The organism is Salinisphaera dokdonensis CL-ES53, from assembly GCF_040361215.1.
Lineage (GTDB): Bacteria > Pseudomonadota > Gammaproteobacteria > Nevskiales > Salinisphaeraceae > Salinisphaera > Salinisphaera dokdonensis.
Map to the genome: position 1 here is coordinate 170,050 of NZ_APND01000005.1, position 20,752 is coordinate 190,801.

Annotated in this window: 22 protein-coding genes; 16 read left to right on the forward strand and 6 right to left on the reverse strand. The window is 63.5% G+C overall.

Annotated elements, in window-relative coordinates; genetic code table 11:
* Nucleotides 1-4: 4 nt before the first annotated feature.
* The gene (locus SADO_RS15460; protein WP_353113005.1) at nucleotides 5-856 is read left to right on the forward strand and encodes an energy transducer TonB; all 852 of its coding nucleotides are present in this window, start codon (nucleotides 5-7) and stop codon (nucleotides 854-856) included.
* Between the two features lie 49 nt (nucleotides 857-905).
* Here SADO_RS15460 and SADO_RS15465 read toward each other — a convergent pair whose 3' ends face one another.
* The 3 genes from SADO_RS15465 to fadB all read right to left on the reverse strand — a co-directional run bounded on the left by SADO_RS15465 (nucleotide 906) and on the right by fadB (nucleotide 5,376).
* Nucleotides 906-1,853: an OmpA family protein gene (locus SADO_RS15465; protein WP_353113007.1), complete on the reverse strand. Its 948-nt coding sequence runs from the start codon at nucleotides 1,851-1,853 to the stop codon at nucleotides 906-908.
* Between the two features lie 127 nt (nucleotides 1,854-1,980).
* A complete protein-coding gene (gene fadA / locus SADO_RS15470; protein ID WP_353113009.1) occupies nucleotides 1,981-3,144 on the reverse strand; it encodes an acetyl-CoA C-acyltransferase FadA in 1,164 nt (387 codons plus the stop codon).
* An 81-nt stretch (nucleotides 3,145-3,225) separates the two neighbouring features.
* Complete coding sequence (fadB, locus tag SADO_RS15475) at nucleotides 3,226-5,376, reverse strand: fatty acid oxidation complex subunit alpha FadB (RefSeq protein ID WP_353113011.1); 2,151 nt, start codon at nucleotides 5,374-5,376, stop codon at nucleotides 3,226-3,228.
* A gap of 236 nt (nucleotides 5,377-5,612) precedes the next feature.
* Here fadB and SADO_RS15480 point away from each other — a divergent pair, with 236 nt between their 5' ends.
* The 13 genes from SADO_RS15480 (at nucleotide 5,613) to SADO_RS15540 (ending at nucleotide 16,191) form a co-directional block, all read left to right on the forward strand.
* Entirely contained in the window at nucleotides 5,613-6,563 is a 951-nt protein-coding gene (locus SADO_RS15480) for a phasin family protein (RefSeq protein WP_353113013.1), read from the forward strand.
* A 134-nt stretch (nucleotides 6,564-6,697) separates the two neighbouring features.
* Nucleotides 6,698-7,660, forward strand: a complete 963-nt coding sequence (locus tag SADO_RS15485; RefSeq protein WP_353113015.1) for a metalloregulator ArsR/SmtB family transcription factor — start codon at nucleotides 6,698-6,700, stop codon at nucleotides 7,658-7,660.
* Entirely contained in the window at nucleotides 7,657-8,391 is a 735-nt protein-coding gene (locus SADO_RS15490) for a TVP38/TMEM64 family protein (RefSeq protein ID WP_353113017.1), read from the forward strand. The genes SADO_RS15485 and SADO_RS15490 overlap by 4 nt, the downstream gene beginning before the upstream one ends.
* 53 nt (nucleotides 8,392-8,444) lie before the next feature.
* Nucleotides 8,445-8,939 (forward strand): Na+/H+ antiporter subunit E, encoded by a 495-nt coding sequence (locus SADO_RS15495; protein WP_353113019.1) that lies wholly within the window; start codon nucleotides 8,445-8,447, stop codon nucleotides 8,937-8,939.
* Complete coding sequence (locus tag SADO_RS15500; protein WP_353113021.1) at nucleotides 8,936-9,226, forward strand: MrpF/PhaF family protein; 291 nt, start codon at nucleotides 8,936-8,938, stop codon at nucleotides 9,224-9,226. The genes SADO_RS15495 and SADO_RS15500 overlap by 4 nt, the downstream gene beginning before the upstream one ends.
* A 30-nt stretch (nucleotides 9,227-9,256) precedes the next feature.
* Nucleotides 9,257-9,571, forward strand: a complete 315-nt coding sequence (gene mnhG / locus SADO_RS15505) for a monovalent cation/H(+) antiporter subunit G (RefSeq protein WP_353113023.1) — start codon at nucleotides 9,257-9,259, stop codon at nucleotides 9,569-9,571.
* 157 nt (nucleotides 9,572-9,728) lie between these two features.
* Nucleotides 9,729-10,304, forward strand: a complete 576-nt coding sequence (locus SADO_RS15510; protein ID WP_353113025.1) for a DUF4040 domain-containing protein — start codon at nucleotides 9,729-9,731, stop codon at nucleotides 10,302-10,304.
* Nucleotides 10,301-10,735, forward strand: coding sequence for a Na(+)/H(+) antiporter subunit B (locus SADO_RS15515; RefSeq protein ID WP_353113027.1), 435 nt, complete (start codon nucleotides 10,301-10,303; stop codon nucleotides 10,733-10,735). The genes SADO_RS15510 and SADO_RS15515 overlap by 4 nt, the downstream gene beginning before the upstream one ends.
* Complete coding sequence (locus SADO_RS15520; protein WP_353113029.1) at nucleotides 10,732-11,274, forward strand: cation:proton antiporter subunit C; 543 nt, start codon at nucleotides 10,732-10,734, stop codon at nucleotides 11,272-11,274. Before SADO_RS15515 ends, SADO_RS15520 begins: the two co-directional genes overlap by 4 nt.
* Nucleotides 11,275-11,294: 20 nt before the next feature.
* Nucleotides 11,295-12,761: a monovalent cation/H+ antiporter subunit D family protein gene (locus SADO_RS15525; RefSeq protein ID WP_434547921.1), complete on the forward strand. Its 1,467-nt coding sequence runs from the start codon at nucleotides 11,295-11,297 to the stop codon at nucleotides 12,759-12,761.
* Complete coding sequence (locus tag SADO_RS15530) at nucleotides 12,758-14,218, forward strand: monovalent cation/H+ antiporter subunit D family protein (RefSeq protein WP_353113033.1); 1,461 nt, start codon at nucleotides 12,758-12,760, stop codon at nucleotides 14,216-14,218. Before SADO_RS15525 ends, SADO_RS15530 begins: the two co-directional genes overlap by 4 nt.
* Before the next feature lie 13 nt (nucleotides 14,219-14,231).
* Entirely contained in the window at nucleotides 14,232-14,495 is a 264-nt protein-coding gene (locus SADO_RS15535; RefSeq protein ID WP_353113035.1) for a hypothetical protein, read from the forward strand.
* A 1-nt stretch (nucleotide 14,496) separates the two neighbouring features.
* Nucleotides 14,497-16,191: a Na(+)/H(+) antiporter subunit D gene (locus SADO_RS15540; RefSeq protein ID WP_353113037.1), complete on the forward strand. Its 1,695-nt coding sequence runs from the start codon at nucleotides 14,497-14,499 to the stop codon at nucleotides 16,189-16,191.
* 50 nt (nucleotides 16,192-16,241) lie between these two features.
* On the opposite strand, the gene dnaQ is transcribed toward SADO_RS15540, so the two are convergent.
* From dnaQ to SADO_RS15555, 3 genes are read right to left on the reverse strand one after another with little or no spacing between them, the layout of a single operon-like run.
* Entirely contained in the window at nucleotides 16,242-16,967 is a 726-nt protein-coding gene (dnaQ, locus tag SADO_RS15545) for a DNA polymerase III subunit epsilon (protein ID WP_353113039.1), read from the reverse strand.
* A gap of 56 nt (nucleotides 16,968-17,023) precedes the next feature.
* Nucleotides 17,024-17,461 carry a ribonuclease HI gene (gene rnhA / locus SADO_RS15550; protein WP_353113041.1) on the reverse strand — a complete coding sequence of 146 codons (438 nt, stop codon included), beginning with the start codon at nucleotides 17,459-17,461 and terminating at the stop codon, nucleotides 17,024-17,026.
* Nucleotides 17,458-18,117 (reverse strand): class I SAM-dependent methyltransferase, encoded by a 660-nt coding sequence (locus SADO_RS15555; protein ID WP_353113043.1) that lies wholly within the window; start codon nucleotides 18,115-18,117, stop codon nucleotides 17,458-17,460. Before SADO_RS15555 ends, rnhA begins: the two co-directional genes overlap by 4 nt.
* Before the next feature lie 125 nt (nucleotides 18,118-18,242).
* Between SADO_RS15555 and gloB the strand changes: the two genes are divergently transcribed.
* Complete coding sequence (gene gloB, locus SADO_RS15560) at nucleotides 18,243-19,019, forward strand: hydroxyacylglutathione hydrolase (protein ID WP_353113045.1); 777 nt, start codon at nucleotides 18,243-18,245, stop codon at nucleotides 19,017-19,019.
* Nucleotides 19,009-20,751 carry a LysM peptidoglycan-binding domain-containing protein gene (locus SADO_RS15565; RefSeq protein ID WP_353113047.1) on the forward strand — a complete coding sequence of 581 codons (1,743 nt, stop codon included), beginning with the start codon at nucleotides 19,009-19,011 and terminating at the stop codon, nucleotides 20,749-20,751. Before gloB ends, SADO_RS15565 begins: the two co-directional genes overlap by 11 nt.
* Nucleotide 20,752: the final 1 nt, after the last annotated feature.

Here is a 20,752-nt window from a genome sequence, read left to right on the forward strand (position 1 = left end):
GGCGATGAACATCACCCGTGCCCAATGGCTGTTCGCGATCTCAATCGCAGCGCTCGCGCACGGGCTGTTGCTGGTCGCGTTCTTCGTGGGCGGCCTGACCGAACACGAACCGGTGGATACGCCGGAAGGCGTCATGGTTTCTCTCGACCGACTCGACCCGGGGCCGCCGCCCGAAGCGGTGGCGGCAGAAGCACCCGTCGATGCGCCGACACCGGAAGTTGCATCCGCGACCGCCCCGCCGGCCGCCGAGGTCAATTCCCCCGACGCGACCGGTCCCGCCCCGCCGCAGGCACCGGAAGCGGTGTCCAATATCGGGCCCACGCCTGCGGAAAGCACGCCGACACAGGCCGAGCCCGCGCCGCCGAGTGAGGCTGCAGAGAGCATCGAATCCGCGCCGACGATCGCGCCGGCCGCAGAACCGGCCAATGCCGTTGCCGTCGCGCCGATCAACATGATCGAGGCAGTCGAGCCCACGGAGCAGGTCACCGCTCAGGCACCGGAAATCACCCCGACCGAAACCCGCGAGGTCGACAGCGACGCCAACGGTGCCTACGGCAATAGCGAAGAATCCACCGACGACTACATTGTGCGGCTACGCGCCTGGCTGTCGCGCCACAAGGAGTACCCGCAAAGCGCGCGCCAGATGCAGACCGAAGGCACGGTGCGCATGTATATCGTGGTCGATCAATCCGGGCGCATCATCACCCAGCGGATTACCCAAAGCTCAGGCTCCGAGCTGCTGGATCGCGCGGCCGAGCAGATGCTCGCTCGGGCGGATCCGCTGCCACGCATGCCCTCTTCGATGCGGCGCAATCGCCTCGAACTGGTCGTGCCGATCGTGTTTTCGCTGCGCTAGCCGCGACCTGGCCAAGAGGCCAGACTCGAGGCTCGGCCAGCGCGTTCCGCTACCAGACCACCAGTTCTACACGCCGATTCTGCGATTTGCCGACATCGCTGTTGTTGCTCGCACGCGGTACAGAGTAACCCACGCCCCAGGGCTTGAGACGCTCGCGTTCTACGCCGAACCTGCCGGCCAGAAGATCGACGACCGCCCCCGCACGGCGCTGGGACAGGTCGATGTTGTAGTCGAAGGTGCCGCGGCTGTCGGTATGGCCGACCACGAGCAGACGCAGGCCGGGACGTTCGGCCATGAGCTTGGCTATTTCAGAAAGCGTGGGCCGCGACTCGGGCTTTACCTCGGCACTGTCGGTATTGAAGAAAATGCCGTAGAGGGCGACCCGGCCCTTGGTGTCCAGATCGTTGGCCATCTGCGCCGCATTGACCGAGATCGCGCCGATCTCGCGCGGCTTCACGCGCAGCGTGTCCACTTGCGCCGACACGCCGGCATTCGTGGCCGCGATCTGGATACCGACATAGACATCACCGCTACTGTCGGCCTTGCGGGCCGCCAGGTAATGCTGGCTTTCCGGCGTCGAGCGAAACCGTGAAGATGACACCCGGTACCCCGGCGAGGCACGCACGAACGTCGGGCCGCAATCGGCGCCTTCGCATTCATAGAGGATGTCGAAACCGGCAGTGCCCAGACGTTGCGCGTAGCCCTTAGCGATCTCGTCGATCTCGGCGTTGTCTGCGAGCTCGTAGGTCGCCCGGGACAACGCGCCTTCGACCGTGCGCGTTGCCGAGATATTGCCGTTGATACCGCCACGCTGGGCGATACGACCGGTGATCAGCGGATAGGTTGCAAACGCCTGCTCATCGCTGCCGACCGGCTTCGCATGTGTCGGTGGGTCGACGGCGGCCTTCGACGTGTCTTGCTGAGCCTGCGCAGGCGTCGTCAGGCAGCCTGCTGAAAACACGACAATAACGAGAAATCGGGTAACTGATCTGATCATGCAGCGATAGTACCGCTGCCGGCCGTACCTGTCAGGATGCCTGCCCGCCCATGCGGTTCAGTCGATGGGCAAAAAAGAGCCGGTGTTGTCACCGGCTCCTTCCATCCTGATTGCCGGACGAACGCGGCTAGTTGACGCGCTCGATGACCGTCGCGATGCCCTGGCCCATGCCGATGCACATGGTCGCCAGACCCATCGTGGCGTTCTTGTCCTCGAGGACATGCGCCAATGCGCCGGTAATGCGCGCGCCCGACGTACCCAACGGATGGCCGAGTGCAATGGCCCCGCCGCGGATGTTGATCACATCCTGGCGATCCTCGATACCGAGCTCCTTGAGCACGGCCAAACTCTGGGCCGCAAACGCCTCGTTGAGCTCGAAGTAGTCGATATCAGAAAGACTTACGCCAGCACGCTCGAGTGCTTTCTTGCTCGCCGGCACCGGACCGCGACCCATCACCGACGGATCACAGCCGGCCACGGCCATGCCGCGAATCCGTGCCATCGGCTTCAGGCCGAGTTCCTTGGCCTTGTCGCCCGACATGACGAGCACCGCGGCCGCGCCGTCGGAGATGGCCGAGGAGTTGCCGGCTGTAACCGTACCGCCGCGCGGATTGAACGCCGGGCGTAGAGAGCCCAAGCCTTCCATGCTGGCATCCGCACGGACCACTTCATCCTGCTTGGCCATGAACATATGGCCGTTGGCGTCGTAGGCCTTGACCGGCACGATCTCGCTATCGAAATCGCCATCGACGTTGGCCTTGTGGGCACGCTGATGGGAGTTGAGGGCAAACGTGTCCTGCGCCTCGCGCTCGATGCCGTGGATATTGGCGAGCATCTCGGCGGTCAGGCCCATCATAGCGGCGGGCTTGGCCACGTACTTGGACAGCTGAGGCGCGATGTCGACGTTGTAGTCCATCGGCACATGGCCCATGTGCTCGACGCCGCCACAGATGAAGATGCCGTCGATACCGGCGGCGATCTGACCGACCGCGGTATGGATGGACTGCATGGACGAACCACAGAGGCGGTTCACCGTCTGCCCGGCCACCGCATGCGGCAGACCTGCCAGCAGCGCGGCGTTGCGGCCGATGTTGAGGCCCTGTTCCTTGGTCTGCTGCACGCAGCCCCAGATCACGTCTTCGACGGTTTCCGGGTCGATGGCCGTGTTCCGATCCAGCAGCGCCTTCATCAGCGCCGCGGACAGCTCCTCGGCGCGGGTGTTGCGGAACATGCCGCCCTTGGAGCGGCCCATCGCGGTGCGAACCGCGTCGACTATCACGATATCCTGCATTGTATTCTCCGAAATTCGGTGAGCGGATCGAACTGGACCGCCGGCCGCTAGGCGCAGCCGGCGGTGTCGCAGCCGATCGCTTTACTGTCCGTAATAGGTTTCGCCGTTGGCGGCCATTTCGCGCATGCGCTCGGTCGGCTCATAGAGCTTGCCGAACGAGGCGTACTTGTCGGCCTTGTCGCAGACTGCCTTCAGGCCCTGCGCATCGGCGTACTTGAGCGCGCCGCCACGGAACGGCGGGAAGCCGATACCCATGATCAGGCCCATGTCGACCTCGTTCGCGGTCTCGGCGATGCCGTCCTCTAGCGCGCGGGCCGCCTCGATTATCATCGGGATCATCATGCGATCGACGATCTCGTCGGCGTCGAAGTCCTTCTGGCCGTCCTTCTGCACCGAACCGACCAACTCATAGGCCTTGTCGTCCAGTGTCTTCTTGGGACGGCCCTTCTTGTCTTTCTCGTAGCTGTAATAGCCGGAGCCACTCTTCTGGCCCAGACGGCCCTTCTCGACCATCACGTCCAGCGACGAGGTGCCGTCCTGCGCCATGCGGTCCGGATACCCTTCAGCCAGCACTTCCTCGACGTGCTGCGAGGTGTCCATGCCGACCACATCGGACAGATAGGCCGGGCCCATCGGCCAGCCGAACTTCTCCATCACCTTGTCGATCTTGACGAAGTCCGCGCCGTCGCTGATCAGCTGCTGGAAGCCGAAGAAATAGGGAAACAGGATGCGATTGACCAGAAAGCCGGGGCAATCGTTGACCACGATCGGCGTCTTGCCGAGCGTATGGGCGTAATTCACGACGGTCGCAATCGCCTCTTCCGACGACTTCGCCCCGCGGATCACTTCAACCAGCGGCATCTTGTGTACCGGGTTGAAGAAGTGCATGCCGAGAAAGTTCTCGGGGCGCTTCAGATCGGCTGCCAGCAGGTCAATGGAAATACTTGAAGTATTCGACGCAATGATCGCTTTTTCCGAGACTTTATCCTCAGTCTCCGCCAGAACCGACTTCTTGACCTTCGGGTTCTCGACCACGGCTTCGATCACCGCGTCGACACTGCCGAAATCGCCGTAGGTGAGCGTCGGACGAATACGCGACAGGCCCTGGGCCATCCTGGCCGAGTCCATCTTGCCGCGCTCTACACCCTTGGCGAAGTGCTTGGAGGCCTCATCCAGGCCCTGCTGGATCGCGTCTTCCTTGATGTCCTTCATCAGGATCGGCACGCCCTTGTAGGCGGACTGATACGCGATGCCACCGCCCATGATGCCGGCGCCCAGCACGGCCGCTTGCTCGACGCTGTGCGCAATCTTGGCGTACTTCTTGCCGTTCTTCTTGATCAGCTGATCATTGAGGAACAGCTGGATCAGGGCCGCGGCTTCCGTGGTCTTGGCGAGCTTGATAAAGCCCTCGGTCTCTTCCTTGATGGCGTCGTCGCGTTCCATGCCAGCGGACTTGGCCATCCGATCGATCGCCTCGATCGGCGCCGGATACATGCCCTTGGTCTGGCCCAGCACAAAGCCCTTCGCGGTCTGGAAGGTCATCGCCGCTTCGGTCTTGTTGAGCTTGAGCGGGGCCTTCTTCTCGGCCTTGCGGGCCTTCCAGTCGAATTCGCCGGCAATCGCACGATCGAGCAGATCACGCGCGGCGGCTTCGAGTTGATCCTCGGCGACCACGGCATCGACCATGCCGGCCTTGAAGGCCTTGTCGGCCCGGCGCGGGTTGCCATCGGCAATCCACTCGATGGCGTTGTCGGCGCCGATCAGACGCGGGGTACGCACCGTGCCGCCAAAGCCCGGATAGATGCCCAGCTTGGTTTCCGGAAAACCGATCTGCGCCTTTTCGCCCATCACACGGTAATCCGTGGATAGACACATCTCGAGCCCGCCGCCGAGAGCCATGCCGTTGATCGCGGTCACGCTCGGAAAATCCAGGTCCTCGATGGTCGAGAACATGCGGTTGGCGTCGGCCATCCACTCACGCATCTCGTCGTCGGAGGCCTTGAAGCGCTCACCGAACTCCATGATGTCGGCACCGACAATGAAAGCCGGCTTGGCCGATTTGACCAGCAGGCCTTTCACCCCATCGGCGTGGGCCAGCGCCTTCGCGGCCTCGTTGAGATCGTCGATAGTGGCCTGGTCGAACTTGTTGACCGAGGCTTCGCGCGCGTCGAAACACAGCACGGCGATCCCGTCGGTCACGTCGACCGACAGTTTTGATCCCTCATAAAGCATGGATGCTGACTCCATTGATGATGAACATTCGCGCAGTCGCGATCGCGTCCGCGCATTGGAACTCGGGGCGATACGGTAGCGTACTGTCGGGATCGCCACAATCGGCGAGAAATCCGTCCCGGCGCGGCCAGCTAAAGGCTTCTATAGCGCCCTAACGGCAGATGCCGAGGCTTTGACAGCCCTCACAGCCCGTGCTTATCTACATCTCCTAATATTGCAAGGCGGATTTTCAAGCCATGGCCAAATCGGACAACCGCATCAGCAAACTGCGCAAGGACGTCGAGAAACTGCGCAAGAACTACACGGGTGCCTTCACATCGGCGAACCGTGCGGTCTACGACGGCATCGAGCAGCTCGCGGAGCATGAGCTTGCCGCGATCAAGACGCATTACGAGCAGGCGATCGCCAGTCTCAAGACTCTGCGCAAGGGCGGTGCCCCACGCGAACTGGCGGTGGCACAGCTGCAGCTGATTCAGGAAACCATTGACCGGATCATGGCGAACGCGCGCGAGAGCATGACGATCCTCGACGACACGCGCAGCCGGATCAACGAAGAGATCCGTCGCAACCTCGAAGGCAGCGAATCCGCCGCCAAGGACGCCGCGGTTCAGACCAAGGCCGAGGCCAAGACCACGAAAACACAGGCCAAGAAGACAGCCAAGACGCGCAAGACGCAGGCGAAGCGCAAGGTCAACCAGAACACCAGTGCCGCCAAGACAGCGGCAAAACGCAAGGCCAGCAGTGCCGCGGCCACAGGCCAGGCCAAGGCGGAGACCGCCGCAGCCAAGGCGACCGGCAGCTTGACCACGGCAAAGAAAACCACGACGAAAAAACGCGCGTCCACGGCCAACGCAAGCAGCAGCGCCAAGTCGGGCACGAGCGCGAAACGCAGTACCGCAAAACGCACTACTTCGAGCGGCGCCTCGACCGCAGCGAAGAAAAAGACCAGCACCGCAAAATCGACGGGCAGCAGTGCGCCCGCAAAGAGCGGCACTCGCAAGAAGACAACAAGCCGGCGCAGTTCGACCTCGAAAAGCCGCGGCACCAACCAGTCGAGCAGCACTTCGAACACGCCAAGCACGAGCTCCACGTCGGGCAGCAACAGCAGCCCGTCCAGCAGCTCGAGTTCGAATACGTCGAACACCAGCAACGATTCCGGCAACGGCAGCAGTTCGACCAGCAGCTGAATCCGGTATCCTGTCTTGGCAGGGCTGTCCTGACGGGCAGCCCTTTTTCGTGGCTGCGGTTTATGGATCGGGCCCGAGGTCGGGTACGCTACGCCCCGCTCGACCGTATTTACCCCTGATTCCGGTTCACCTGCATGCTCGATCTTGCTGACAGCACACAGCTTCTTCGCCTGCTGGCCGAGCCCACGCGCCTACGGTTGCTGCTGCTGCTGATCGACCAGCCGATGACGGTCGCCGAACTCACCACCGTGACCCAGCTCACGCAGAGTCGGGTGTCGAGTCACCTCGGCCGGCTGCGTGAAGCCGAGCTCGTGCAGGATCGCGCCGTGGCCAATGCCCGTTTCTACAGCGTCGACACCAAACGCTGGCACCACGACGTGCGCCCGGTCTGGGGCGCACTGATCGACACCCTGGACGACGCCGTAGTCCATCGCGACCGAGAGCACGCCGCCGCAATCGTGCGCCAACGCGCGGCCCGCAGCAGCTGGGTGGAGTCGGTCGCCGGAAGCATGGAACGTCAGTATTCGCCGGGGCGTACATGGGAAGCCATGAGCCGTTCGCTGATCGAGCTGCTCGACCTCGGCGACGTGCTGGATATCGCCTCGGGTGACGGCGTGCTCGCCGAACTGTTGTGTCGACGCGCGCGCCACGTGACTTGCCTGGATCGCAGCGCTGCCGTCATCGATGCCGCCCAGCGCCGACTTGCCGACGAGGCAAACGTCGTCTTCGAGATCGGCGACATGCATGCGCTGCCCTTCGAAAACGAAAGTTTCGACCAGGTGTTTCTGCTGCATGCGCTCAGCTACAGCGATACGCCGCGTGACGCACTCAGCGAGGCGGCGCGCGTGCTGCGGCCAAACGGCCGGCTGACCCTCGCGACCATCGGCCGCCACGAACACGAATCCACGGTCGCGGCTTATGACCACGTCAACCTGGGCTTTGAAGTCGACGAACTCAGAGTTTGGCTGGAGGGCGCCGGGTTGCAGGTACTCGACTGTGCCGAGCGTGCGCGCGAACCTCAGCCGCCTTATTTCCGACTCATCACCGCCAGTGCGGGCAAATCCGGTATAGACCAACCCGTCGCAGGCAGACCATGAGCCAGAGCTTTTACAGACGAAATCTGTCACGGATCATTGCCGCAACCATCTGGGGCCTGCTGCTCGCCGCCGCCCTGGTCTGGATCTATGTCCAGGGACTGTCGATTCGCGAAATCATGCGCATCGTCTACGACTACGTGGTGGACAACCCGATCGCGCCGCTGGTCTACATCATCATCTACGCGTTGCGCTCGCTGACGTTCTTTCCGGCCATGTGGCTCACCATTGCGGCCGGCAGCCTGTTCGGCTTCGGCCCCGGCCTGATCTATGCGCTGATCGGCGAGAACCTGTCGGCCAACATCGCCTACGTCCTAGCGCGCTTCTTCCGGCGCGACAACGGCGAAGAATCCGAGGACCGGAATCCGCGTATTGCAGCCTTTCGGCGATTGCTGGTCGAACAGGCGTTTCCGACCACCGTCGTGCTGCGCGCCTCTTTCCTGCCGTTCGATCTGGTCAACTACGCCTGCGGTCTCCTGCGCGTGCCGTGGGTGCCGTATTTCCTGGCCAGCCTGATCGGCATGCTCCCGCCAATGATCACGTTCGTGAGCTTCGGCGCCACGGTGAATCTGCCGGACCTGCTGTCGAAGCAGGAGTTCTCACCGGGACAGCTCATCGACGCCAAACAGTTGATGATCTCCGGCGGTCTGCTGGTCGCCAGTGCCGTCATCGCCTACTTCGCGCACCGTCGGCGCAAGAAGCTCGCGGCGCGTAGTGCGGACACTGCCAATTGACGCACTCCGGTGCGCTTTGTAGCCTTCCAGTAACTTCACTCATCGGGGACCGCGTGCGTTATCTGCTCGGGCTGATTGTCGGCACGGCCGTCCTGTGGCTTTTGCTGTCTGGCCACTACACACCCATGGTGCTTGGCCTCGGGGCGGCGTCCTGCCTGTTCTGTGCGTATGTCTGTCATCGCATGGGGATCGTCGACAACGAGAGCGTGCCGCTGCACATGCTCTGGCGCCTGCCCGGCTATACCGCCTGGCTGGGTACCGAAATTGCGCGTTCGAACTGGGATGTCGCCAAACGCATCGTGCGCCCGGGCCGACACATCTCGCCGACCATGGTGCGACTGCGCGCCCGCCAGACCAGTGAACTCGGGCAGGTGATCTTCGCCAACTCGATCACGCTCACGCCGGGTACGGTTACCGTCGCCCTGGGTAACGGCGAGGCCGAGGTGCACGCTCTCACCCGCGAGAACGCCCAGGACATGGAAGGCGGCGATATGGACCAGCGCGTACGCCGCCTCGATGGGACTGCACGCGAGGAACACAAACCATGATGTTCCTCGTCGCCATGATCGCGGTCGTTATCACGATGCTGCTGATCCTGATCCGCGCCCTGCTCGGCCCGACGGTTTACGACCGCATACTCGCGATCAATCTGTTCGGGACCAAGACGGTGCTTTTCGTTGCAGTGCTCGGCTTTCTCAACGGCCGGCCAGAGTTTCTCGACCTCGGGCTCATCTACGCCCTGATCAACTTCATCGGCACGGTGACCGTGTTGAAGTTCATGCAGTACGGCGATCTCGGTTGGGACGAGGCGAGCAAGGAGAAGCCCGATGTGTGATCACGGCATAACCCGACTTCGGAGCACGCCGTGAACGGACTGATCGACGCGGCGAGCTGGCTTCTGCTGCTCGGCGGCGCGCTGTTCAGCGTGATCGGCGGCGTCGGCATGCTGCGCATGCCCGATTTCTATACCCGCATGCATGCAGCCTCGATTACCGATACGGCGGGCATGATTCTCATGCTTGGCGGCCTCATGCTGCAGGCCGGGCTGACACTGGTCACCGCAAAGCTGGTGTTCGTGATGCTGTTTCTGTTGATCACGAGCCCGACCGCGACTCATGCCCTGGCACGGGCGGCCCTGCACGACGGCATCGAGCCGCAGATCGATCACGACGAGCGCTAGTGGCCGTCGCGATACTAGAAACCCGCGGCGCCTCGCTGACCGCGACGGACCGGTATCCGTCGCGCCGGCAACGCTCGTGTAGCATGAACACCCCGTTCCGGCGCGGCGCGATCGCGGCGATCGCCGCGCCACGGCCCGCTACCGCAAGGATTGTCCCGTGACCACGGATATCGTGCTCAACATCGTGCTGCTGAGCTTCATGGCCATCACGGGGCTGGCGATTGCGCGTTTGCGCAATCTGTTCCCGGTGGCGATGCTCACCGGCCTGTACAGCCTGCTTTCCGCGAGCCTTTTCACGCTGCTCGACGCCGTGGACGTAGCGCTCACGGAGGCTGCGGTCGGTGCCGGTGTCACCACGGTCCTGTTCCTGGCGACGTTCGGTTTGACGCGGGCGCGGGAAAAGCCGGTACAGCGTTCGCGCACGATCATCGGCCTGGTCGTCACGGTGCTGACCGGCGCGGCGCTGTTCTATGCCACCTTGGATATGCCGCATTTCGGTGAACGGCATACGCCCGTCCACGACCACCCGCTGCGCGAGCGTTATCTGCAGACCGTCTCTGAAGAAATCGATGTGCCGAACACCGTCACTGCCGTACTCGGCAGCTATCGTGGCTACGACACACTGGGTGAAGTGACCGTGATCCTGACCGCGGGCATCGGCGTGCTGATGCTCCTGGGCGTAGCCTGGCGCCGCCGGCCCGAGGACGACGAGGAACAGGAGCCGCCGCGATGATGCGTGAACATACCGTTCTGCGGGTGATCACCAAACTGATCATCGCGCCGATCATGATCTTTGCGCTGTACGTGCAATTCCACGGCGACTACAGTCCGGGCGGCGGCTTTCAGGCGGGTGTGGTGTTCGCGGCCGCGATCATTCTCTATGCGCTGATATTCGGCCTGGCCGAAGCGCGGCGCGCGGTGTCGCCGAACCTGCTGCGGATCACCGGCGCGCTGGGCGTGCTGCTTTTCGCCGGCACCGGCGTCTACGCCATGCTCAAGGGCGGCAATTTCCTCGACTATGATTTCCTGGCCCACGACGCGATTCATGGCCAGCACTACGGTCTGTTGCTGGTGGAGTTCGGCGTGGGGCTGACGGTGGTGTCCACGATCACCTCCATCTTCTATGTCTTTGCCGGCCGCGGTCGTCGGGGGACGCAGGAATGAGTCTCGCGACACTTACGGACAACTTCTTCGGCCTGTTCAACTACTGGGTCGTGATCGTGTTGATGATGATCGGCTTCTATACCGTCATCTCGCACGACAATCTGGTGAAAAAGCTCATTGGGCTGAACCTGTTCCAGACGGCCGTGTTCGTCTTCTATATCAGCATGGGCAAGATCGCCGGCTCCACCGCGCCTATCCTCATGCACGGCGATGGCAGTGAAGACGTGCTCTATGCCCACCCGCTACCGCATGTGCTGATCCTCACCGCGATCGTGGTGGGCGTTTCCACCACGGCACTTGGCCTGGCGCTGGTCGTGCGTATCAACGAGGCCTACGGCAGCATCGAGGAAGACGACGTGCTCGAAGCCGACTTCGAGACCCAGGAAGCCGAAACCGAGACCGAACAACAGCGCCGCGAGCGCGCCGAAGCACGGCAGGCGCGCGATGAATCGCGCGACGACTACGACGACGGTGTCGAGGACGAGCGCTCGCCCGAAGAGCGTGCCGCCGAAGAGGAAAACCGGGAGTCGCCGTCTTGATCGAACAGTTCCTCGTCCAGATGCCAGCGCTGGTCATCGTGCTGCCGCTGCTGGCGGCGCCTCTGTGCGTGCTGCTGCATCGCGCGGCACCGGCGTGGTTCGTCTATCTGATCACCACCTGGGCCTGTCTCGGCATCGCCTTCCTGCTGTTCGTGCAGGTGCGTATTGGCGGGCCGATCAGCTATGCCATGGGCGGCTGGCCACCGCCGTTCGGTATCGAACTGCGTCTGGACGCGCTCAATACCGTTATCCTGCTGCTAGTGACCGGCATTGCCGCGATCAGCGCGATCTATGCCAAGGCCAGCGTTGCAGCCGAGATCAGTCGCGAACGCGCCTATCTGTTCTATGCCGCAATGCTGCTGTGCTTCTGCGGCCTGGCCGGCATCACCGTTACCGGCGATGCCTTCAACCTGTTCGTATTTCTGGAGATCTCGTCGCTGTCGTCGTACAGCCTGATCGCCATGGGCGCGAAGCGGCGTGCGCTGCTGTCGGCTTTCCAGTACCTGATCATGGGCACCATCGGCGGCACCTTCCTGCTGATCGGCATCGGTTTTCTCTACATGATGACCGGCAGCCTGAACATGGCCGATATCGCCGAGCGACTGCCGGCCGTCGCGGATACGCGCACGGTGGAGGCGGGCCTGGCATTCATCGTGGTCGGCGCGAGTCTCAAGTTCGCCCTGTTTCCGCTGCACGTCTGGCTGCCCAACGCCTATACCTATGCGCCGTCGAGCGTCAGTGCCTTCATCGCCGCCACGGCCACCAAGGTCGCGCTGTATGCGCTGATGCGTTTCCTGTTCACCGTATTTGGGGCGGCCTATGCCTTCGGTGAGCTGCCGCTGGGCGAAGTACTGCTCGTACTGTCGGTCGTGGCCATGTTGTCCGGCTCGCTGGCGGCCATTTTCCAGACCGACGTCAAGCGCCTGCTGGCGTGGTCGAGCATCGCCCAGATTGGCTATATCGTGATGGGCTTCGCGCTGGCAAGTACCGCGGGCATTACCGCGTCGGTCGTGCACATGGTCAACCACGGCATTATCAAGGGCGCCCTGTTCATGGCCGCCGGTGCATTGTTCTGGCGGATGCGCACGATCTCGCTCAACGATATCGCCGGCCTTGGCAAGGACATGCCGCTAACCTCCGCGGCCTTTGTCGTGGCCGGGCTTTCGCTGATAGGCGTCCCGGCAACCGGCGGTTTCATCAGCAAATGGGTACTGCTCGAAGCCGTCATGGAGCCGGGGCATTACGGGCTTGCGGTCGCCATCCTGGTGAGTTCGCTACTCGCACTGATCTATATCGGACGCGTGGTCGAAGCCCTGTACTTCCGCGAAGCGCCCGAAGGCCGCAGCGTGCAGGGCGAGGCGCCGGCAAGCATGCTTATTGCCACGTGGACCCTTGTGCTGGCCAATATTGCGCTCGGCCTTTATGCCACGCCGCTTGTGGGGGCCGCCGAAAGCGCGGCCACAGCGCTGCTCGGAGGTGGCGCATGAGCGAGACCTGGCTGGCACTTCTGGTTGCCTTTCCGGCGATCATGAGTCTGGTTGTCGCGGCCAGCGGCCGCTGGCCGAACCTGCGCGAGACGGTGAGCATCGGCACGGCCATAGCGCTATTCGCCGGCGTGGCCAGTTTCATCGGGCCGGTGACCGGCGGAGAGCGCCCGAGCCTGACGCTGCTCGAGGTGATGCCCGGTATCGGCCTGACGTTTACCCTGGAACCGCTGGGCCTGCTGTTTGCACTCGTGGCATCTGGCCTGTGGTCGTTGACCACGCTATACGCGGCCGGCTACATGCGCGGCAACGAAGAACATGCGCAAACGCGTTTCTTCGTCTGTTTTGCCTTGGCCATCTCTGCAGCCATCGGTATAGCTTTCTCCGGGAACCTTCTGACACTGTTCATCTTCTACGAGATGCTCACGCTGTCGACCTACCCACTGGTTACGCATCACGGCGATACGGAATCGCGCAACGGCGGGCGCGTGTATCTGGGCATCCTGCTGACCACGTCGATCGGCTTCTTCCTGCCGGCAATCATCATCACGTACCTGCTCACCGGCAGCATCACCTTCGATGACGCTGGCCTGTTCGGCGAAGCCGGCCTTGGCGTGCTGGGCGCCGGCGCGCTCTATGTGCTGTTTCTTTACGGCACCGGCAAGGCGGCACTCATGCCGTTCCATCGCTGGTTGCCGGCAGCGATGGTCGCGCCCACGCCGGTCTCTGCGCTGCTGCATGCGGTGGCCGTGGTCAAGGCGGGCGTGTTCATCGTGCTCAAGCTCACGGTGTATGTTTTCGGCGTCGATTACCTGGCCGAAACGGGCGCATCCCAGTTCATGATGTGGGTGGCGGCGTTCACAGTGCTGGGCGCTTCACTGATCGCCATGACACGCGACAACCTCAAGGCGCGGCTGGCTTATTCCACGGTCAGCCAGCTGTCGTATATCGTGCTCGGCGCGACGATGGCGTCGAGCCTGGGCATCCTCGGCGGCGGCATGCATATCGCCATGCACGCCTTCGCCAAGATCACCCTGTTCTTCTGTGCCGGCGCGATCTATACCGCGACCCACCGCAAGAACGTGAGCGATCTGGACGGGCTCGGCTTTGCCATGCCGATCACCTTCTCGGCGTTCTTCATCGCCTCGGTTTCGCTGGTCGGCATTCCGCCGATGGGCGGCATATGGAGCAAGTGGTACCTCATGGAAGGCGCGGCCGATGCAGGGCATAGCGCGATCATCGTGGTGCTCGCGATCAGTTCGCTACTGAATATCGTCTACCTGCTCGAAATACCGACCCGCGCGTTCTTCCATAACCCGCGCCCAGATACGCCACGCCACTGGCAGGAGGCGCCCTGGGCCTGCGTGATTCCGCTGTCGATCACTGCCGCGGGCTGTATTGTCTGGTTCCTGTATCCCTTGCCGTTTCTGACGCTGCTCGCGCCGTGGGCGCCGCAATAACGTGAGGTCGCCAATGCTGATCGAACGCAATCCCCAGAAGTTTCGTCGCCCCAGCACGACCGCACGCCGGCGCTGGGCATGGGTGCTTTATATCGTCTGCGCGCTGACGCTGGTGCCGAGCCTGTTCATCCATCCGCACAGCGAGTTCGGCTTTGCCGAGATCCCGGGCTTTCATGCGCTCCTGGCGTTCGTGACCGGTTGCGTTCTGGTGCTTGTCGCGATCGTCGTGCGCCGAATCATCATCCGTCCCGAAGACTATTACGAGCACCGCACCTGAGATGCTGCCCGTCTGGTTGAACAATCCCGGCCTGCTGCTGATTCTTGCCGGCTGCGTCATTCCGATACTGCCCTATCGGCTGCGGATGGCCGTACTGCTGGGCGCGCCGATCGCGGGCCTCGCGTGGCTCTGGCAGATTCCGCTCGGCACCACGACCCAGATCTCGCTTCTCGAGTACACGCTCACGCCCCTGCGCGTAGACGGTCTGGCGTTTACGTTCGGCGTCATCTTCAACGTCGCCGCGTTCCTGTCCGGCCTGTACATGTGGCACACCCACAGCCGGCTCGAGCCCGCGGCCGCACTGATCTATGCCGGCTCCGCCCTTGGTGCGGTGCTGGCGGGCGACCTGATCACGCTGTTCATGTTCTGGGAAGTGACCGCCATCGCCTCGGCGTTGTTGCTGGTCATTCGCGGACTGCGCGACGCGATGATCGTGGCGCGACGCTATCTGCTGGTTCAGATCGCGTCGGGACTGTTCCTGATGGGCGGCGCCGCGATCTATATCCACGCCACCGGCGACCTCGCCTTCGGCCATCTCGGGCTGGACGCGCCCGGCAGCTGGCTTATTCTGCTGGCCTTCGGCATCAAGGCCGCGTTTCCGCTGCTGCACAACTGGCTGCAGGATGCCTATCCGTCGGCAAGCGCGACGGGCACCGTGGTGCTGTCGGCCTTTACCACCAAGATGGCGATCTACGCGCTCGCGCGCGGCTATGCCGGCACCGATCTGTTGGTGCCCATCGGCGCGGTGATGACGATCTTCCCGATCATCTACGCCATGCTCGCCAATGATCTGCGGCGGGTCCTGTCTTACAGCCTGAACGTGCAGCTTGGCTTCATGGTCGTCGCGGTCGGCATCGGCACCGAGCTTGCGATCAACGGCGCCGCGGCGCACGCAGTCACGCATATTCTCTACAAGGCATTGCTGTTCATGACCATCGGCGCCGTGCTGCGACAAACCGGGCATGTGCGAGCAACCGAACTGGGCGGGCTCGCCCGCCAGATGCCGTGGACCGCCGCCTTCTGCGTGATCGGCGCGGCATCGATCAGCGCCTTCCCGCTGATGGCCGGCTTCGTGAGCAAATCGCTAATCCTCGCAGCGGTCGCGCATGAACACTGGGCCGGGATCTGGGTGACGCTGAGCGCCGCCTCCGCGGGCGCCCTGCTCTATGTCGGGATCAAGATTCCCTACTTCGCATTCTTCGCACCCAACGACCAGATCGAGTGCGAAGAGCCCCCGCGCAACATGCAGATCGCCATGGGCCTGACCGCGGCCGCCTGCATCCTGCTCGGCCTGGTACCAAGCCTGCTGTACTCGATACTACCGTATCCCGTCGACTACAACCCCTATACGGCCAGCCATATCGTCACCCAGCTGCAGCTCCTCGCGTTCTCGGCGCTGGCATTCTGGCTCGCCTGGCGCGCGGGGCTCTATCCGCGGCCCAAGCGTGCCGTGCATCTGGATACCGACTGGGTCTACCGGATGTTGCTCCCACGCTTTGGCTATGTCGCCGAGCGGCTTTATCACGCCAGCCTGAACAAGCTCGGCGGTGGGCTGGGAAGCCTGGCGCAGACGGGTATGGCTCGGCTTCGCCTGCGCTATGACGCGCGGGGGGTGATGTCGCGTACCTGGAGCACCGGCTGGATGGTGCTATGGGTGGCGATCCTGCTGGTGGTCTACCTGGTGATGTACTACTGAAGAGCGACCCGGCGGGCGGTTAACGCCGCCCGGCGCCGCATGCCTGGCGATCAGCCCTGGTCTAGACTCTGCCAGAGACAACGCCCGCCCGACGCTTCGGCCAACATGTCCAGATAACGCGCATGCGTTGCGCGCTCATCGTCGCTGGCACGCGCAACGCGCGGCCGTCGACCGGCGCGGGCCAGGTGATCCGCCAGACCGGCGGTGGCCAGCGCCCCGCTCTCGGCGTTGTCGTCGCCGGCCAGGCCGATATCGATCTGCCCACCGGTCATCGCGAGATAGACATCGGCGAGCAGCTGGGCGTCGAGCAGCGCGCCGTGCAGTTCGCGATTGGAGTTGTCGATCTCGAAGCGTTTACACAGCGCGTCAAGGCTGTTGCGCTGCCCCGGGTAGAGCTGACGCGCCTCGACGAGCGTATCGATCACCGGCTGGCGGCTCTCGAGCGCGGCATGGTCCGCATTCACGCTGCGAAACTCGTGGTTCAGAAAGCCGAGATCGAAAGGCGCGTTGTGGATGATCAACTCGGCGCCATCCAGATACTCGGCCAGCGTCTGGGCAATCTCCCCGAACCTCGGTTTGTCGTCGAGGAATTCGAGCGTGATGCCGTGCACATCGATCGCGCCCTGGTCGATATCGCGATCCGGATGGATATACAGATGCAGATCGTTACCGGTCAGACGGCGGTCCGAAAGCTCGACACAGCCGACCTCGATGATGCGATGGCCCTGGGTGGGCTCAAGGCCGGTTGTTTCGGTATCGAGCACGATCTGTCGCATAAGGCGGCGTCCGGTCGTTGTTCGGAAATTTTTCGAAGCGCGGGCGAAATGCCCGCTCAGCCCATTTCGTCGATGCCGCGATTGGCGAGTGCGTCGGCGGCTTCGTTGCCAACATCGCCGCTGTGGCCTTTGACCCAGTGCCAGTTGATCTCGTGGCGTTCGCAGGCGGCATCGAGCGCGCGCCAGAGATCGGCATTCTTCACCGGCTTCTTGGCCGCGGTCTTCCAGCCGTTGCGTTTCCAGTTGGCCAGCCATTGCATGATGCCTTGGCGGACATAGGTGGAATCGGTGTGCAGTTCGACCCGGCAGCTGCGCTTGAGCGCTGACAGCGCTTCAATCGCGGCGGTCAACTCCATGCGGTTATTGGTGGTATTCGGTTCGCCACCGAACAGCTCCCGCTTCTTGCCTTCGAACTGGAGCAGCGCGCCCCAGCCACCGGGCCCCGGATTGCCGCGGCAGGCGCCGTCGGTATGTATCGTTACAGGTTCGCTCATCGGCGGCATATTACGCGACCACTGGAATGTCGTGCCAAGCCGACCGCTGTCTGGGCCGTCCGACGCCGCGCCGGGCGGCCGATCCGCGTACGCGGTGTGACATGGCGCCGGGCCACGATCGCGTAGGACTGCGCGCTCCAGCCCACGCATCGCGCCCACCGACGCCCACTTCCCATCTCATGGGCACCGCCAAAAAACGGAAACCCGAGCCCGTAACGCCACAGCTGTTCCGGCTCGAATTCGAGCAACCTCAGCCAATCGAACAAACGGGACGCGGTCGGCGGCGCCGAACACGGCTGGAACGCCGGATGGCGCCGCGACGACAGGCCCTGGCGAAACGCCCAGCTCGACAAGGGATTGAACGCCAGCACCACGAGCTGGCCTCGCGCGCTCAGGGCACGGGCGCACTCGCGAAGCAATGCATGGGGCTCGGCTACGCGCTCAAGGCCATGAGCAATAACGATTGCGTCCACGCTGCCTGTGGCGAGCGGCAGATGACGACCATCGAAGCGAATATCCGACGCGCCGGCCTCGCCGAAACCGAGTTGCCAATGACAAAGCGTGCCGGCCTTATCCAGCACGCCGCGATCGTTCCCCCAGCTGCCGATCTGCACGCCGCGATAACCACACAGTGCGGGCAGGATCTCCTGCAGCATCCGCCGCTCATACAGCAGGAACAAACGGGCCTTCGGCGTGGCCAGCCACGTCGCGGAATCTGTGTACTTGCCAGTGAGAAATCGAAACAATTGATTTTGTCTCAGGCGGTTGGCAACATTCGCGGATGCTTGAGATCACCGCGTTATCGGCTCTGTCCGACAATTATATCTGGGTGATCGCCAACGGTGGCGACACCACCGTTGCGGTCGTTGATCCAGGTGAAGCTGCCCCCGTGCAGCAATACCTTTCGGAACACGGGCTTGCCGTCGGCGCTTATCTGATCACGCATCATCATGGCGATCATGTTGGCGGCCTCGATGCGCTGCTCGCCGAGCACCCCGCACCGGTCTACGGGCCCCGTGACGAGGCCGACCGCGTTGCGCAAATCACCGACAAGGTTGCGGGCGGCGACCAGTTCTCGCTCGCTTTCCTCGACGCCGATTTCGATGTGATCGATGTGCCCGGCCACACCCTCGGGCATATCGCCTATGTCACCCCCGGCGCGCTGCTCGCGGGTGACGCGCTGTTCCGCGGCGGCTGCGGTCGTGTCTTCGAAGGCACACATGCACAGATGCAGGCTTCGCTGGCCAGGCTTCGCGACCTCCCCGAGTCGACCCAGGTTTACGGCGGACACGAATACACGCTGAAGAATCTGGCGTTCGCACAAACCGTCGAACCCGGCAACGCTGCGATCGAAGCCGTGATCAACGAAGTGAATACGTTGCGGGCCGATGATCGGCCCAGCCTGCCCGGCACGATTGCCGAAGAGCGCGAGATCAACCCGTTCCTGCGCTGGGATCACCCCGATGTGGTCGCTGCCGCCGAACAGCGCGCCGGCCGCTCGCTCTCGGATCCCGGCGAAATTTTCGCGACGCTGCGTGAATGGAAGGATGCCTCCTAAGGCGTATGGCGCGCGGGTCGCGCTAATTGCCTGCATCGGTCTGACATTCGCCGGCTGCGCCACCCAGGCGCCGCAAACGACCGCTTCCCAGTCGACCGCGCCGAATGCCCCGGCAAGCACGACACCGTCGGTCGATCGCAGCCTTTCAGTTGATGCCGAGGTGCCGAGCGCAGACGCCGAAATCGCGACGTCCGAGCCCGAGGCGACGCCCGAGCCGGAAGCGTCCACCGGACATGCCTGGCCGGAAGCGGACCAGGATCTCTGGTCCCAGATTCGCGAAGGTTTTCAGATCGACGCGAACAGCGACCGCAAACGCGTACGGCGCTGGACCCAGCAGTACGCCACCCATCAACGTCACCTGAAGGCCTCGCTGAACCGTGCCAAGCCGTTCCTGTGGCATATCGTCCAGCGCATCGACGAACGCGACATGCCCACCGAGATCGCGCTGCTACCGATCGTGGAAAGCGGCTATGACGCGTCGGCACGTTCCTATATGGGTGCCAGCGGTCTGTGGCAGTTCATGCCCGGCACCGCCGATCATATGGGCCTGTCGCGCGACTGGTGGTACGACGGCCGCAACGATGTGATCGCCTCCACCGAGGCCGCGCTGGCCTATCTGGATAATCTGCAGCGCCGGTACGACGGCGACTGGCTGCTGGCACTCGCGGCGTACAACGCCGGCCCGGGACGTGTAGATCGCGCCCTTGCGCGCTCGCGTCGTGAAGGCGGCGGCAGCGCGTACTGGGATCTCGACCTGCCGCTGGAAACCACCGACTACGTACCCAAGCTGCTCGCCATTCGTCGCATCATGTCGACGCCGAGCCGCTTCGGGATCGATTGGCCCACGCTGGACAACACCCCGCGGACCCGAACGGTCGCACTTCCCGGCCAGACCGAAATCGCCGTGGCGGCGCGCATGCTCGACATGTCCGAAGAAGATCTGCGTCGTCTCAATCCGGCAATGCAGCGCTGGGCCAGTGCCCCGCGGGACGGCGCGCGGCTGCTGGTGCCCGCCGCGAAGGCCGTGAGCTTTCGCGCGGCGCTCGCCAAGGCGCCACCGACCCAACTCGTACGCCGCAATACCCATACCGTGCGTCGCGGTGACGTGCTTGGCCGGATTGCAGAGCAATATCGGGTGAGCGTGGCCTCGCTGCGACAAGCCAATCATCTGCGCGGCGACCGTATCCGAGTCGGCCAGAAGCTCCAGATCCCGGCAACCGGTGCGCCGGGCCGGCCGGCCCCGGTCGCCGAACCGAGCGAGACGTATATCGTCCAATCCGGCGACTCGCTCGGGAAAATTGCCAATCGCTACAACGTGAGTCTCGCGACCCTGCGAGGCGCCAATCCGGGTGTCACGGCTTCGATACGGCCAAGCCAGAAGATCGAGATTCCCGGCTCCGCGACACCGCCCGAGCCCAGCACGCATGTCGTGCGCGGCGGCGACTCCCTCTGGGAGATTGCGCGCGACAACGACATAGCGATCGCCGATCTGCGACGCTGGAACCGGTTGGGCCCGAACACTGCCCTCCAGCCGGGGCAAACGCTCGCGATCGACGGACCGGCACCGCTCCCCGATTTCTACGAAGTCGAGCGCGGCGATTCGCTGTGGTCGATTGCAGCCCGTTTTTCGATGCAGGTCACGACCCTGCGCAGCTTGAACGACATGTCGTCTGGCAGCACTATTCGTCCAGGACAACGTCTGCGGCTCCAGCCCGCCGTTTCCTCGGGTTAGA

Excerpts from the sequence above, each read along its gene's own strand:
- SADO_RS15460 (WP_353113005.1), top strand. The coding sequence starts at position 5 with ATGAACATCACCCGTGCCCAATGGCTGTTCGCGATCTCAATCGCAGCG.
- SADO_RS15465 (WP_353113007.1), bottom strand. The coding sequence starts at position 1,853 with ATGATCAGATCAGTTACCCGATTTCTCGTTATTGTCGTGTTTTCAGCA.
- SADO_RS15540 (WP_353113037.1), top strand. The coding sequence starts at position 14,497 with ATGCTGCCCGTCTGGTTGAACAATCCCGGCCTGCTGCTGATTCTTGCC.
- SADO_RS15485 (WP_353113015.1), top strand. The coding sequence starts at position 6,698 with ATGCTCGATCTTGCTGACAGCACACAGCTTCTTCGCCTGCTGGCCGAG.
- SADO_RS15490 (WP_353113017.1), top strand. The coding sequence starts at position 7,657 with ATGAGCCAGAGCTTTTACAGACGAAATCTGTCACGGATCATTGCCGCA.
- SADO_RS15535 (WP_353113035.1), top strand. The coding sequence starts at position 14,232 with ATGCTGATCGAACGCAATCCCCAGAAGTTTCGTCGCCCCAGCACGACC.
- gloB (WP_353113045.1), top strand. The coding sequence starts at position 18,243 with ATGCTTGAGATCACCGCGTTATCGGCTCTGTCCGACAATTATATCTGG.
- SADO_RS15565 (WP_353113047.1), top strand. The coding sequence starts at position 19,009 with ATGCCTCCTAAGGCGTATGGCGCGCGGGTCGCGCTAATTGCCTGCATC.
- SADO_RS15500 (WP_353113021.1), top strand. The coding sequence starts at position 8,936 with ATGATGTTCCTCGTCGCCATGATCGCGGTCGTTATCACGATGCTGCTG.
- fadB (WP_353113011.1), bottom strand. The coding sequence starts at position 5,376 with ATGCTTTATGAGGGATCAAAACTGTCGGTCGACGTGACCGACGGGATC.
- SADO_RS15525 (WP_434547921.1), top strand. The coding sequence starts at position 11,295 with ATGCCAGCGCTGGTCATCGTGCTGCCGCTGCTGGCGGCGCCTCTGTGC.
- SADO_RS15480 (WP_353113013.1), top strand. The coding sequence starts at position 5,613 with ATGGCCAAATCGGACAACCGCATCAGCAAACTGCGCAAGGACGTCGAG.
- SADO_RS15520 (WP_353113029.1), top strand. The coding sequence starts at position 10,732 with ATGAGTCTCGCGACACTTACGGACAACTTCTTCGGCCTGTTCAACTAC.
- SADO_RS15530 (WP_353113033.1), top strand. The coding sequence starts at position 12,758 with ATGAGCGAGACCTGGCTGGCACTTCTGGTTGCCTTTCCGGCGATCATG.
- fadA (WP_353113009.1), bottom strand. The coding sequence starts at position 3,144 with ATGCAGGATATCGTGATAGTCGACGCGGTTCGCACCGCGATGGGCCGC.
- rnhA (WP_353113041.1), bottom strand. The coding sequence starts at position 17,461 with ATGAGCGAACCTGTAACGATACATACCGACGGCGCCTGCCGCGGCAAT.
- SADO_RS15515 (WP_353113027.1), top strand. The coding sequence starts at position 10,301 with ATGATGCGTGAACATACCGTTCTGCGGGTGATCACCAAACTGATCATC.
- dnaQ (WP_353113039.1), bottom strand. The coding sequence starts at position 16,967 with ATGCGACAGATCGTGCTCGATACCGAAACAACCGGCCTTGAGCCCACC.
- SADO_RS15555 (WP_353113043.1), bottom strand. The coding sequence starts at position 18,117 with ATGCTGCAGGAGATCCTGCCCGCACTGTGTGGTTATCGCGGCGTGCAG.